This is a genomic window from Streptomyces sp. NPDC004647 (assembly GCF_040609575.1).
In the GTDB taxonomy this organism is placed as follows: Bacteria; Actinomycetota; Actinomycetes; order Streptomycetales; family Streptomycetaceae; genus Streptomyces.
Map to the genome: position 1 here is coordinate 1 of NZ_JBEXKU010000129.1, position 13800 is coordinate 13800.

A 13800-nucleotide genomic window follows, 5' to 3' on the forward strand; every position below is an offset into this window, starting at 1 on the left:
CATCGTCGGTGCGGTCTCCGTCGGCATCGCCTACGACAGTGTCCGGGCACGGCTGGTGGGCGCCGTGCCCGGCATCCTGATGTACGCGGGCGCCGCGCTCGCCGTCGGCGCGCTCGCGGCGTTCGCCGTCTCCCGGCGGCTTCGCCGGCGTACGCACGGCATCGAGCTGTCCGAGATATCCGCGCTCCTGGACGAGCGCGAGGCGATGCTGCACGGCATCCGGGAGGGAGTGGTCGCGCTCGACGCGCGCGGCCGCATCCGCCTGGTCAACGACGAGGCGCAACGCCTGCTCGGGCTGACCGGCGAGGCGGCGGGCCACCGGCTCGACGACGTACTGCCACCGGGCAGAACCGCCGACGTGCTCGCGGGGCGCGTGGACGGGGAGGACGTACTCACGGTGTGCGGCGACCGGGTCCTCATCGCCAACCGCATGCCCACCGCCGACGGCGGAGCGGTGGCGACGCTGCGCGACCGTACCGAGCTGGAGCAGCTGGGGCGGGAGCTGGACAGCACCCGTGGCCTCACCGAGGCGCTGCGCGCGCAGGACCATGAGCACGCGAACCGGCTGCACACCCTGGTGGGTCTGCTCGAACTGGGCATGCACGCCGAGGCGGTGGAGTTCATCGCCGAGGTGTCACACACCCACCGGGCGACCGCCGAGCAGGTCACACAGCGGGTGAGTGATCCGCTGGTCGCCGCGCTGCTCGTGGGAAAGAGCGCCGTGGCGGCGGAGCGCGGCGTGGCACTGCGGGTGGGTGAAGCGACCCTGCTCCCGGACCGCGTGGTGGACTCCCGGGACCTGGTGACGGTGCTGGGGAACCTCATCGACAACGCGGTGGACGCGGCGGGCGCGGCTCCGACGGGCGATCCGTTCGTCGAGGCGGAGCTGCGGGCGGAGGGCCGTACGGCCGTGATCACGGTCGCGGACAACGGTCCCGGCGTCCCGGCCGACGCACGTGACCTGGTGTTCACCGACGGCTGGTCCACCAAGGAGCCGCCCGCGCACCGGCGCAGAGGGCTCGGTCTGCCGCTGGTGCGGCGGCTCGCGGAGCGGTACGGAGGCAGCGCGCGGGTCTCGGCACGGGACGGCGGCGGCGCGGTGTTCACCATCGTGCTGCCGGAGGCCCTTCGTGAGCACGACACGCCAACGTCGGCATCGGCATCGGCATCGGGCTGGGCATTGACTCAGTCGGGGTCGCAGGCCGCGGCGGAACAACGGGCAGGATGATCGAGGTCCTCGCGGGCAGGGTGATCGAGGTCCTCGTCGTCGACGACGACTTCCGGGTTGCGGAGATCAACGCGATGTATGTGGCCGAGGTCCCCGGATTCGCGGGCCGCGCACACGACACCGCGCAAGCGCTCGCCCTGCTGGAGCGCGGCACGGGGCGGCCGGAGCCCCGGACACCTGGGCCTGCCCTCCCGAGTGACCCCGGCTGACCTCCGGCTGACGCCCGGTGACCCCCGGCCACGAAGAACCCCGCCACCGGTCACCGGTGGCGGGGTTCTTGATGCGTACGGTCCGATGCGCCGCCCTGCTCCGCGGCGCCGAAGCTCCGGAGACCTCCGGGCTCAACGGATCGTCAGTAGTTGTAGCCGCCGCTCGAGGAGCCGCCGCCGTCGGACGAGGAGCCGCTCTCGTACCCGGACCCGGCGGCCCCGGCGTCGTCGGACGCGCCCGACTCAGCGGCGCCGCCTTCCTTCGACTTCGCGGCGGGGATCGTCTTTCCGCGGTCGTTCTCGGCGTCCTTCTTGATGGCGAACCAGGTGCCACCCACGCCCTGACCGTTGGTCTGGCCGGGCTCCTTGTCGCCCTTGAAGGTGTACGCGGGCCAGCAGTTGATGGCTTCCTGCTTGGTTCCGTTGGGCGTCGTGAAGGTGAAGAGCAGTGCGGGGTCGATACCCGCGGCCTTGGCGTCAGCCGCCGAAACCGGCGCGGACGGCGTCCACTTCTCCAGGCACTTCGCGTCGCAGGCCGTCTTCATCGGCCACGGGTTGTCCTTGGTGAACAGGTAGAGCGTCTTGCCGTCCTTGTCCGTCAGGACCTCGCCCAGATCGGGGCTCTTGAGCACGCCGAGCGCGGGGCGGGCGGCGCCGGCCTTCTTGCCGTCGGGCGCCGAGGCGAACCAGGTGCCGCCCACGTTCTGGCCCTTGGTGTCGCCGGCCTTCTTGTCCTTGGCGAAGCGGTACTGCGGCCAGCCGGCCAGAGTCAGCTGCTTCGTACCGTCCGCGCGGGTGACCGAGCCCAGCAGATCGGGGTTGAGATTGGCCGACGCCGCCGCGTCGTCGGCCGGGACGGGGGGCCAGGTCTTGGCGCAGTCGTCCACACAGTTGGACTTGGCAGGGTCGGGGGTGTCCTTGTCGAAGCGGTACAGCGTCATGCCCGCGCTGTCCGTGACCAGCGATCCCAGCTTGCTGTCCGACCGTACGGCCAACTGCCCCGCGGTCTGGCTCTTCTGGACGCCGGCACCCGCGTCGCTGCCGTTGGCCTTGGGCGAGGCCTCCCCGGCCGCCGGCTGGACGAGTTTGGTGTCAGCCGGCTTGTCCTCCGCTCCGCAGGCCGTGGCCAGGAGCATCGTCGCAGCCACACCGGCGAGCGAGACATTTCGCCACTTCCGCATATCCGTTCCTCACGTTTCGCGATCTCACCGGGCTTCTTCACACGGTGCTCCCGCCTATATACGGGTGAGCCGAGAAGCACGTTCAACGCGCTCATGAAACTTTCGCGGGACGCGGCGCGCCGCTACGACAGGCTCCGCGACCGGGCGTGGGCGACAGCCGTCCCGGTGTCCGCACCGGGTTCCGGCCGGCCCGCCGCGGGGGAGAAGCGCTGGTCCGCGACCCCGGTAGCATTCCGATGGAACCGCCGAAACGATCAACGGAGGATCCGTCCGTGAAAGACATCGCCGTCTTCGGTGGCAGCGCCCACCCGGAGCTGGCCGCCGAGGTCTGTTCGCACCTCGACGTCCCGCTTCTTCCGACCCGTGTCGACCGGTTCGCCAACGACTGTCTGGAGGTCCAGCTCCAGGCCAACTGCCGGGAACGGGACGTCTTCCTGATCCAGCCGCTCGTCCAGCCCGTCCAGGAGAACCTGGTCGAGCTGCTGCTGATGCTCGACGCGGCGCGCGGCGCCTCGGCGGCCCGTACGACCGTGGTGATGCCGCACTACGCCTATGCGCGCTCGGACAAGAAGGACGCCCCGCGCATCTCCATCGGCGGGCGTCTGGTCGCCGACCTCATGGTGGCGGCCGGGGCGAGCCGCGTCCTGGCGATGACCCTGCACTCTCCCCAGGTGCACGGGTTCTTCAGCATCCCGGTGGACCACCTGCACGCCCTACGGGAGCTGGCCGCTCACTTCCGCGGCACGGATCTGAGCAACGCCGTCGTGGTGTCGCCCGACCTGGGCAACGCCAAGGAGGCCGCCGCGTTCGCCCGCATGCTGGGGGTGGGGGTGGCCGCCGGTGCGAAGCAGCGGTTCAGTGACGACCGGGTGAGCATCAGCGCGGTCATCGGAGAGGTCACCGGCCGGGACGTGATCGTCCTCGACGACGAGATCGCCAAGGGCAGCACGGTGATCGAACTCCTCCAGCGGCTACGGGAGTTGAACGTCGCCTCGGTGCGGATCGCCTGCACCCACGGCCTCTTCTCCAGCGGCGCGCTCAAGAGGCTCAGCGAGCAGCCCGAGGTGCAGGAAATCGTCTGCACCAACACGGTGCCCTTCCCGGTGGGGGAACACACCGGCAAGCTCAAGGTCCTGTCGATCGCCCCCGCCCTCGCCGAAGCCATGCGGCGCATCCACAACGGGGAGTCGGTCAGTGCGCTGTTCGACGCGCGGCCGGGTGGCTCGGACCAGCCGGGCTGACGCGTGCGACCCGTGTACTGGTACCGGTACACGCTACGTACCACCTGACTCCAGGCGCTGCCGCTGCGGGAGCACGACGTATTTCGGGTCCCGGGCGGACGCGACGCCGGCTTCGAAGACGCCGAACCGGGTGCACAGCCCCGCCGCCAGGTACGCCGCCCCGGCCAGTGCCGAAGCCGCCTTGGCGCGGCGGCCGAACAGCGGACCGAGCGTTGAGAGTGCGACCCCGGCCACGGTCAGCGCCCGGCCGGTCTTGAGCAGCCGGCCCGGCCGGTCCTGGCGGTACGGCTCGCCGACCAGGCCGAGCCGCCGTTCGAGCCTGCGCATCCCGGCGAGTTCCATGACGGCGCCGAGTGCGCCCATCCGGGACAGCGGCCCTCGGTCCGGGTGCGGTACGCACAGCAGTGCGGCGCCCGCGCCACTGACCAGCGCACCGCCGGCGAACACGAACGGCAGTTCGGGGTAGGCCTCGTGCCACGCCGGGACCGCGGTGTCGGCGAGCAGGACCGCGGTGTAGGTGCACATCGCCGGACCCAGCAGGCCGGACCCAAGTCCGGCGAACCGGCCCAGCCGGGGGAACCGCCCGGTCAGTTCGGAGAGGGCGGACGCGGTGGCCAAGGCGGAGAAGGGCGAGAGGATCCAGGACCCCACCGACAGCGGGGACGTGGGCTTGAAGACCCGCAGCATCATCAGGAACCGCTCCGGACGGCCGAGGTCGTGGATCAGCGCGCCGACGCTGACCAACGCACCGCCGGCAGCCAGACACCGGCCGGCCCTGGCCGGCGACGGCCGCCCGGTCAGATCGGCGACGGCCGACATGGCCGCGGAAGCACCGGCCACCCCGCCCAGGAACAGGTAGGCCGGTACGTCGGGCTCCTTCCACGCGGGGGGCTTGAGGATCGGCCGGCCGTAGTAGGACCGGAACTCCGCGCGCGGAACCATCGCCCGCTCCCGTTCCTGCCCCCGTTTCGGCTCCCGCTCCCGCTCCCGTTCCCGACCCCGCTCACCGCGCCCGGTCACCCTGGCCTCCTCGATGGCGCTCGTCGCCGCTGTCCGCGGCTCATCCTCTGCCATGACCGGCGTGTTCGCCCGTTCACCGCCGCCGGCCTCCGGAGGGCCGCCGTCCCGCGAAGGACAGCGCCACGCTCGCGGCCAGGCCGAGCGCGGCCACGCCCGCGTGCCGCCACATCGACGGCAGGTCGCGGGTCGTGACGACGGGGTCCGGAGGCAGCCCGTACACCTCGGGTTCGTCCAGCAGCAGGAAGAACGCGCCGTCACCGCCGACTCCGTCATCCGGGTCGCGACCGTACAGCCGCGCCTCCGCGACCCCGCGCTCGTGCAATTCCGCCAACCGGCGGTCGGCCCGCTCGCGCAGCTCGTCCAGCGGGCCGAACTGGATCGACTCGGTCGGGCACGCCTGGGCGCAGGCCGGCTCCCGGCCCGCGCCCAGCCGGTCGTAGCACAGGGTGCACTTGAACGCCCGGCCGTCCTCCTCCCGCCTCTCGATCACGCCGTACGGGCAGGCGGGCACGCAGTAGCCGCAGCCGTTGCAAATGTCCTCCTGCACCACCACGGTGCCGAACTCGGTGCGGAACAACGAGCCCGTGGGGCACACGTCGAGACAGGCCGCATGCGTGCAGTGCTTGCACACATCACTGGACATCAGCCAGCGCACACCGGGCTCGGCCGCTTCGGCATCGGCTCCTGCATCCGCTCCGGTAACCGCCGTCTCCGCTCCGGGCGCGCCGAGACCCGGCATGCCCAGCTCGACCGGCGGCGGCCGGTCCGGTGTCACCTGCTGCTCGATGAACGCGACGTGCCGCCACGTGTTGGCGCCCAGCGCGCCCGTGTTGTCGAACGACAGTCCCAGCAAGTCCATCCCCTCGGCGTCGGCCGCCGGGACCCGGTTCCACTCCTTGCACGCCACCTGGCAAGCCTTGCAGCCGATACAGACCGAGGTGTCCGTGAAGAAGCCCATCCTGGGCGGGTGCGTGTCCGGGTAGCCGGCGTCCCCGGCGGGATCGGCCATCGGGCCGGACAACCGGTCGCGGTGAGCTGTCATCGCTGGGAGCCTCCTCCACTCGATCCTGGCTCCTCCGAGTCGTCCGCGACACCGGCGCGGCGCCGGTAGTCCGCCATGTAGTCCAGCAGGGCGGGGCCGCGCGGGCGTCGGCCGGGACGGATGTCGCAGGTCGCCGCCTTGGACTCCTGGATGTGTACGTTCGGGTCGAGCACCACGGACAGCAGTTCGTTGGCCGCGTCCCCGGTGGACAGGCCGCGCGGGCCCCAGTGGTAGGGCAGCCCCACCTGGTGGATCGTGCGCCCCCTGACCCTGAGCGGTCTGATCCGTTCGGTCACCAGCACTCTCGCCTCGATCGCGGTACGCGCCGTGACGACGGTCGCCCAGCCCAGGTGCTCCAGACCGCGCTCCGCCGCCAGTTCGGGGGAGACCTCGCAGAAGAACTCCGGCTGCAATTCCGACAGATAGGGCAGCGTCCGGCTCATGCCGCCCGCGGTGTGGTGCTCGGTGAGCCGGTAGGTGGTGAAGACGTAGGGGAACACCGCGCTGCGGCCCGGGTTGTAGCGGTTGCCGGGGCGGTCGTACGCGCGGAGGGCCGGGTTGACCTGCTGCCCGTACAGCGGATTGTCCACCGGCGACTCGAACGGCTCGTAGTGCGCGGGCAGCGGACCGTCCGCCAGCCCCGCCGGGGCGAACAACCAGGCCCGGCCGTCGCTCTGCATGATGAACGGGTCCGTACCCGCCAGCGCGTCCTCCGCCCGGGCGTCCGGCGGCGGCCGGTAGTCGGGCGGCTTGCCGGCTTCGAAGTCAGGGACGTCCTCCCCGGTCCACCGGCGCTCCCGCGCGTCCCACCACACGTACCGCTTGCGCTCGCTCCACGGATTTCCCTCGGGGTCGGCCGACGCCCGGTTGTAGAGGATGCGGCGGTTCGCCGGCCAGGCCCACGCCCAGCCGGGCGCGACCCAGCTCTGTTCGCTGCCGGGCTGCCGGTTGGCCGCGTGGTTGTGGCCGTCGGCGCGTACCCCGCAGTAGATCCAGACCCCGCAGGCGGTGGAACCGTCGTCCTTCAGCTGGGTGTACGAGGACAGCGGCCCCTGCGGCCCGTGTCCGTTCATCTCGGCGAGCACGGCCTCGGCGCTCGGTTCCGCCAGCGGTCCCTCGGTCGGATAGTCCCAGGTGAGGTGGAGCAGCGGGCGGTCGCGCGCCTCCGTGGACCCGACGAGCTTCTGCCGGATGATCCGGCCGAGGTGGTAGTAGAACCACAGGTCGCTGCGGGCCTCTCCGGGCGGGTCGACGGCCTTGTGGTGCCACTGCACCAGCCTTTGGGTGTTGGTGAAGCTGCCGTCCTTCTCCGTATGTGCCGCGGCGGGCATGAAGAACACCTCGGTCGGGATCTCCTCGGTGCGCAGTTCACCGGTCTCGATCTCGGGGCCGTCCTGCCAGAAGGTCGCGCTCTCGATGAGCTGCAGATCCCGTACGACCAGCCAGTCCAGATTCGCCATCCCCAGCCGCTGGAGCTTGGCGTTGGCCGAACCGACCGCCGGATTCTCCCCGACGAGGAAGTAGCCCTTGCAGTCTCCGGAGATCTGGTTCAGCACCGTGCGGTACGTGCCGTGGTCGCCGCTCAGCCGGGGAAGCCAGTCGAAGCAGTAGTCGTTCTCGCTGGTCGCCGCCTCGCCCCACCAGGCTTTCAGCAGGCTCACCACGTACGAGCGCATATTGCCCCAGAAGCCGGTGGTGCCGGCGTCGGCGGCCACGAAGGAGTCCAGGTCCTGGTGTTGGTGGACGTGCGGCATGGGGATGTAGCCGGGCAGCAGGTCGAAGAGCGTCGGTACGTCCGTGGAGCCCTGGATGCTGGCATGCCCGCGCAGCGCGAGGATGCCGCCGCCCGGCCGTCCGATGTTCCCCAGCAGTGTCTGCAGGATCGCCGCCGTACGGATGTACTGGACGCCGACGGTGTGCTGGGTCCAGCCGACCGAGTAGCACAGCGCCGTCGTGCGCTCGCGCCCCGAGTTCGCGGTGATCGCCTCGGCGACCTCGGCGAACGTGTCGCGGGGAATCCCGCACACGTCCTCGACCAGCTCGGGTGTGTACCGGGAGAAGTGACGTTTGAGCACCTGGTACACACACCGCGGGTGTTGCAGCGTCGGGTCCATCTCCGGCTTGTTGCCCAGGCTCGGCCCGCCGCTGCCGTACTGCTCGGCACGGGAGGTCTCGCGGTGCTCCTCGCCGCCGTGCTGCTGTTCCGCCAGGCCCTTCTCGACCCGGGACTTCCACTGGTCACGGTTGCCGGCGGCCGGAGCGGGCTCCGCGCCCTCGTACATCCAGGTCGCCGGGTCGTAGACATTGCCGTCCGGGTCGAACCCGGAGAACAGCCCGTCCAGATCCTCGGTGTCGGCGAAGTCCTCCCGCAGGATCGCCGGCGCGTTGGTGTACGCCACCACGTAGTCGCGGAAGTCCTTGCCGTTGCTCAGCACGTAGTTGATCAGAGCGCCGAGGAAGGCGATGTCCGTCCCGGCCCGCAGCGGCACGTGCAGATCGGCCAGCGCGCTCGTGCGGGTGAACCGGGGGTCGACATGGATGATCTTCGCGCCCCTCGCCTTCGCCTCCATCACCCACTGGAACCCGACCGGATGACACTCGGCCATGTTCGAGCCCTGGATGACGATGCAGTCGGCGCCCGCCAGATCCTGCTGGAACGTCGTGGCTCCGCCACGGCCGAACGAGGTCCCCAGACCGGGAACCGTGGAGGAGTGTCAAATACGCGCCTGGTTCTCGATCTGGATCGCCCCGAGCGCCGTGTAGAGCTTCTTCATCAGGTAGTTCTCTTCGTTGTCCAGCGTCGCTCCGCCGAGCCCGGCGATGCCGAGCGTGCGCCGGACGGTGGCGCCCTCCAACGAGTCCTGCCAGGTCTGCCGACGGGTCTCGATCACCCGGTCCGCGATCATGCCCATGGCCCGGTCCAGGGGGATCCGCTCCCACTCGGTGCCGTACGGGCGCCGGTGGAGAACCGTGTCGACCCGGCTGGGGCTGGTCACCAGCTGCCTGCTGGCCGACCCTTTCGGGCACAGCCGGCCGCGGGAGATCGGCGAGTCCGGGTCGCCCTCGATCTGGGTGACCTTCTCGTCCTCGACGTAGACCCGCTGACCACAGCCCACGGCGCAGTACGGGCACACCGACTGCACGACCCGGTCGGCCTGCTCCGTACGGGCGCGCAGCCGCTCCGTGCCCCGGGAGCGCGCCGCCGCGCCCCGTCCCAGCGCGTCATCGCCGGTGAGCTGCCGGTACACCGGCCAGCCCTCGATCCACTGCCACAGGCCCACGGCGATCTCCCGCCTCGTGTCCCGCTGATGTCCCGGCCACCGTATCGCCGGGTCGGTCACCGCCGCCTGGGGAAGCGGGGGCGGGCGCGAGGACGACGAGGGGCACCGTGCCAGGTCAGGACGGCGGAGCGGTACGCATCCGGCGGGTGCTGTCCGGCAGCCGTTCGGTGATGTCCCGGCCGTCCAGCAGCTCCAGCAGCGGTACGGCAACCCGGCGGGTCGTGCCGAGGGCCTGCCGGGCCTGGCTGAGGGTGAACGGCTGCGGGAGCCCGGCGAGCAGCTCGCCCGCCCGGGCCTCGACTCCGGGAAGCAGGAACACGCCGTCGGCCACCTTCAGCAGACGGCCCGCGCGCACCGCCGCGGCCAGCTCCCGGGGGCCCAGCCGCAGAGCCGCGAGCCGGTGCGCGTCCGGCGCCGCGAAGGGAGCCTCGAGCAGCTCGCCGGTCAGCTCGGCCACCGCGTCCTCCACCGGTGCCGGCAGCGCCGCCCGCCCGCCGGGCGCACACACCCGCCCGGCCGGCACCGACAGCGACGCGGCCCGGGCGAGGGCCGCCACCACATCGGCGGCGGGCAGCCGCAGCCGTCGCCGTACCGCGTCCACCGGCACACCCGGGTCCAGCGGGTGCTCCGCGCTCCACCGCTCGACCAGCACGCGCAGCTCGCCGAGCAGCTCACGCCACGCCTCCGGGTGCACCCGGAGGCCACCGCCGACCGCCCGGCCCACCACCGGCAGCCCCATGGCGCGCAGCTCACCCGTGGTCGCGAACCGCTGCCGCCGCAGGAGCGCGTCGGCCACCGCGCGGGGCGTCGCACCCGCCAGAGCCGCCAGCTCCGCGCCCCGCCGCTGCGCCGCGCCGCGCCGTCGCAATGCGGGCGGTCGTACGTCGAGTACGTCGACACCGGCCGCGATCCGGTGCCGCCCCGGGTCGCGCAGCAACGCCCGGTCGCCGACGCGCAGCGGCAGCGGCCGGTCCAGCCGCAGCCGGGCGGTGCCCGCGTCCAGTGGCCGGACCCGGACGGCGACAGCGGCGGACCCCACGTGCAGGACGAGCTCGCGGGGGAGGCCGCCGCTCTCCGTACCGCGCAGCACCACGTCGGTCTCGCGCGTGGTGAGCCAGCGGCCCCGGGTGAGCAGCGCGTCGCCACGGGCGACCGCGGCGCGCTCGACACCGCGCAGGTTCACCGCCGCCCGTGCCACCGAGGACACCGTGGAAGCGTCCTGCCCCAGCGCCTGGAGGCCGCGCACCCGCATGACCGCGCCGCTGGACGCCAGCACCAGCTCATCGCCCACCCGGAGGGTGCCGCCCGCCAGGGTGCCGGTAACCACCGTGCCGGCGCCGGCGATGCTGAACGAGCGGTCCACCCACAGCCGGACGTCGGCGTCCGCGTCGGCGGCCGGCAGGGTGCCGACCAGCCGGTCCAGGGCCGCCCGCAGCCTGTCCAGGCCCTCTCCGGTGCGCCCGCTGACGGTCACCGAGCCGACCGCTCCGAGGCTCGTCCCCGCCATCCGGTCCAGAGCCTCGGCCCTCGCCGGCCCGGGGTCGGCGAGGTCGCAGCGGGTGACGGCGAGGAGGCCGTGCCGTACGCCCAGCGCGTCGAGCGCCTGGAGGTGCTCGACGGACTGCGGCATCCAGCCCTCGTCGGCGGCCACCACGAACAGCACCGCCGGAACCGGTCCGACACCCGCGAGCATGTTCGGCACGAACCGTTCATGGCCCGGAACGTCGACGAACGCCACCCGCTCCCCACCGGGAAGGGTCGTCCAGCCGAAACCGAGGTCGATGGTGAGCCCGCGGCTGCGCTCCTGCTCCCAGCGGTCCGGCTCCATCCCGGTGAGCAGCCGCACCAGGGTCGACTTGCCGTGGTCGACATGACCGGCGGTGGCGATCACATGCACGGCCGGTCGCTCCTGCCGCCCGCCCCGCCGTTCCCCGTCGAGGGGCCGGGCCGCGACCGGTGAACCGCCAGCACCGCGTCCAGCACGGCCCGGTCCTCCGGACCGTCGACCGTACGCAGGTCCAGGAGGCAGCGGCCGTCCGCCATCCGGCCGACCACCGGGACCGGGCCCGTGCGCAACGGCGGACCGTAGCCGGCAGGCAGAGCGACGGCGGCGCTGGGCAGGGCCACGCCCGGTGCTCCGCCGCCCCCGACGACCGCCTCGGTCACGACCACGGCCGCCGGGATGCCCTCGGCACGCAGTCGCTCGACCAGCAGCCCGGCGCGACGGCGCAGCTCGGTCCCGTCGGTGGTCAGCGCGGTGACCACCGGCGCCTCGGGGCCGCGCAGCGTCGCCTCGAGCGCGGCGAGGGTCAGCTTGTCCATGCGCAGGGCCCGCGCCGCGGGATGGCGCCGCAGTCGCTCGACGAGCGAGGCGTCGCCGAGCAGCAGTCCCGCCTGCGGACCGCCGAGCAGCTTGTCACCGCTGGCGGTCACCAGAGCGGCCCCGTCACGCAGCGCGGTGGCGGCGTCCGGCTCGTCGGGCAGCAGCGGGCACGGGGCCAGCAGACCGGAGCCGATGTCCACCACCAACGGCACGCCCAGCACTGCCAGTTCGGCCACCTCGGCAGCCGCGCTGAAGCCGGTGACCCGGAAGTTCGACGGATGGACCTTGAGCAGGAACGCCGTGTCGGGCCCGATGGCCTCGGCGTAGTCCCGCGCGCTGGTGCGGTTGGTGGTGCCGACCTCACGCAGCGTTGCGCCGGTACCCGCCAGCAGCTCGGGGATGCGGAAGCCGTCGCCGATCTCGACCAGCTCCCCCCGGCTGATCACGATCTCCCGCCCGCCGGCCGCCATCGCCAGCGCGCACAGGAGCAGCGCGGCCGCGTTGTTGTTCACCACGTGCACCGCCCCCGCATCGGGTACGGCCTCGGCCAGCGCGGCGAGCGCCCCGCGCCCGCGCCGGGCCCGGCGTCCCTCGGCCAGGTCGAATTCGACGTCGGTCCATCCGGCGGCAGCCTGCACCGCGTCCCGAGCGGCCGACGACAAGGGCGCCCGGCCGAGATTGGTATGCACCAGTACACCGGTGGCGTTGATCAGCGGCCGCAGACTGCCCGCCCACTCCGGGAGACCGTCCACCGCCGCCTCGGCCACGTCCTCCGGGGCGATCTCGCCCGCCCTGGCCCGCCGCTGCGCCTCGGCGATCGCCACCTTCACCAGCGGACGTCCCAGCGTCCGTACCGCCTTGGCCAACCGCGCCTCGGCCAGCAGGGAGTCGGTGCCGGGAACGCGCCGCCGCGGATCACTCATCGCACTCCTCCGGTACGGCGGAGGCGGACGGGAATCGAACCCGCCAGCGGCAGCTCCTGCCGCTCAACAGTTTTGAAGACCGCGCCGGTCACCAGGCCGGATACGCCTCCTCGCGCCACGCCGTCATCTTCGCAACGCCGCAGTCGAAGTGCCATCCGCCACGACGGGGCATCATGTCGCTTGTGACCGCTGTGACTTCCCAGGACCGGATCCGGCTCACCCAGTACGCACACGGGGGCGGCTGTGCCTGCAAGATCCCGCCCGGAGAACTGGAGGACGTACTGCGAGGTCTGGGGGATGCTGTGCGCGTCCGCGACCCCGCGGGCGCACTGCTGGTCGGGCTGGACCACGGAGACGACGCGACGGTCGTGCGGCTGAACGAGGGCCTGGCGGTTCTCGCCACGGTGGACTTCTTCACCCCCGTGGTCGACGACCCGTACGACTGGGGCCGGATCGCCGCGGCGAACGCGCTGTCGGATGTGTACGCCACCGGCGGGCGGCCGCTGGTCGGGCTGAATCTGCTGGCCTGGCCGCGCGGCGTGCTGCCCTTCGAGCTGGCCCGCGAGGTGCTGCGCGGCGGTCTCGAGGTGGCTGCGGAGGCGGGCTGCCATGTGGCGGGCGGCCACAGCGTGGACGACCCGGAGCCCAAGTACGGCATGGCCGTCACCGGGCTGGTCGACCCCGGTCGTGTCCTGCGCAACGACGCCGGCGCGCCAGGCGTGCCGCTGTCACTGACGAAGCCGCTCGGTATCGGTGTGCTGAACACCAAGCACAAGGCCACCGGCGAGGTGTTCCCGCACGCGGTCGAGGCGATGACCCGGCTCAACCGGGAGCCGGCCGAAGCCGCGCTCGCAGCCGGCGCGGTCTGTGCGACCGATGTCACCGGCTTCGGGCTACTCGGGCACGCCGGCAAGCTGGCCCGGGCGAGTGGGGTCACCGCATTGATCGACTCGGCCGCGGTGCCCTACCTCGACGGCGCCCGGCAGGCGCTGCGCGAGGGCCATGTCAGCGGGGGCACACGGCGGAATCTGGAGTGGGTCCGTACGTACGGCGATCTGTCGGCGGTGAGCGAGGAGGAGGCGCTGCTGCTGGCCGACGCGCAGACCTCCGGCGGGCTGCTCGTGGCCGGTGAGATCCCGGGCGCACCGGTGGTGGGGGAGCTGCTGCCCCGCGGTGATCATGCCCTGGTCGTCCGCTGATCCGGGGCGGGCGCCTCGCGTGACCGGGCCCGAGGACGTACGAGGCCGAGGACGTGCCGGGCCCGAGGACGTACCGGGCCCGAGGACGTACGGGACCCGAGGACGTACGGGGCCGGAGGACCGGGGAACGGCCGGCTGCCCCGGCCCGCTGTC

General features: G+C 72.5%; 9 protein-coding genes, 1 tRNA gene and 1 pseudogene. 4 read left to right on the top strand and 7 right to left on the bottom strand.

The annotated features are described in order from the left end of the window. Both ABZW18_RS32465 and ABZW18_RS32470 read left to right on the top strand, forming a co-directional pair. On the top strand, positions 1–1228 hold a 1228-nt coding region (locus tag ABZW18_RS32465), incomplete at its 5' end, for an ATP-binding protein (RefSeq protein ID WP_356194561.1). Positions 1229–1248: 20 nt separating this feature from the next. Then, positions 1249–1377, top strand: a pseudogene (locus ABZW18_RS32470) (two-component system response regulator); the annotation flags it as partial. A 203-nt stretch (positions 1378–1580) separates the two neighbouring features. Here ABZW18_RS32470 and ABZW18_RS32475 read toward each other — a convergent pair. Further along, positions 1581–2618 carry an SCO0930 family lipoprotein gene (locus tag ABZW18_RS32475; RefSeq protein ID WP_356194563.1) on the bottom strand — a complete coding sequence of 346 codons (1038 nt, stop codon included), beginning with the start codon at positions 2616–2618 and terminating at the stop codon, positions 1581–1583. A gap of 272 nt (positions 2619–2890) precedes the next feature. On the opposite strand from ABZW18_RS32475, the gene ABZW18_RS32480 reads away from it, so the two are divergent. Then, the gene (locus tag ABZW18_RS32480) at positions 2891–3859 is read left to right on the top strand and encodes a ribose-phosphate pyrophosphokinase (protein WP_356194565.1); all 969 of its coding nucleotides are present in this window, start codon (positions 2891–2893) and stop codon (positions 3857–3859) included. A gap of 33 nt (positions 3860–3892) precedes the next feature. Here ABZW18_RS32480 and nrfD read toward each other — a convergent pair whose 3' ends face one another. From nrfD to ABZW18_RS32510, 6 genes are all read right to left on the bottom strand, one after another. Then, the gene (gene nrfD / locus ABZW18_RS32485) at positions 3893–4933 is read right to left on the bottom strand and encodes an NrfD/PsrC family molybdoenzyme membrane anchor subunit (protein ID WP_356194567.1); all 1041 of its coding nucleotides are present in this window, start codon (positions 4931–4933) and stop codon (positions 3893–3895) included. Between the two features lie 19 nt (positions 4934–4952). After that, positions 4953–5921: a 4Fe-4S dicluster domain-containing protein gene (locus tag ABZW18_RS32490; protein WP_356194568.1), complete on the bottom strand. Its 969-nt coding sequence runs from the start codon at positions 5919–5921 to the stop codon at positions 4953–4955. Next, complete coding sequence (gene fdh, locus ABZW18_RS32495) at positions 5918–9202, bottom strand: formate dehydrogenase (RefSeq protein WP_356194570.1); 3285 nt, start codon at positions 9200–9202, stop codon at positions 5918–5920. Before fdh ends, ABZW18_RS32490 begins: the two co-directional genes overlap by 4 nt. Positions 9203–9317: 115 nt before the next feature. After that, positions 9318–11099, bottom strand: coding sequence for a selenocysteine-specific translation elongation factor (gene selB / locus ABZW18_RS32500; protein WP_356194574.1), 1782 nt, complete (start codon positions 11097–11099; stop codon positions 9318–9320). Beyond that, positions 11090–12448 (bottom strand): L-seryl-tRNA(Sec) selenium transferase, encoded by a 1359-nt coding sequence (gene selA, locus ABZW18_RS32505; RefSeq protein ID WP_356194576.1) that lies wholly within the window; start codon positions 12446–12448, stop codon positions 11090–11092. Before selA ends, selB begins: the two co-directional genes overlap by 10 nt. An 18-nt stretch (positions 12449–12466) precedes the next feature. After that, positions 12467–12558 (bottom strand) — tRNA-Sec (locus ABZW18_RS32510). Between the two features lie 72 nt (positions 12559–12630). Here ABZW18_RS32510 and selD point away from each other — a divergent pair. Next, complete coding sequence (gene selD / locus ABZW18_RS32515) at positions 12631–13647, top strand: selenide, water dikinase SelD (RefSeq protein ID WP_356194578.1); 1017 nt, start codon at positions 12631–12633, stop codon at positions 13645–13647. Positions 13648–13800: the final 153 nt, after the last annotated feature.

Coding starts and splice junctions, on each gene's coding strand:
- nrfD (WP_356194567.1), bottom strand. CDS start 4,933: ATGGCAGAGGATGAGCCGCGGACAGCGGCGACGAGCGCCATCGAGGAG.
- ABZW18_RS32475 (WP_356194563.1), bottom strand. CDS start 2,618: ATGCGGAAGTGGCGAAATGTCTCGCTCGCCGGTGTGGCTGCGACGATG.
- selA (WP_356194576.1), bottom strand. CDS start 12,448: ATGAGTGATCCGCGGCGGCGCGTTCCCGGCACCGACTCCCTGCTGGCC.
- ABZW18_RS32490 (WP_356194568.1), bottom strand. CDS start 5,921: ATGACAGCTCACCGCGACCGGTTGTCCGGCCCGATGGCCGATCCCGCC.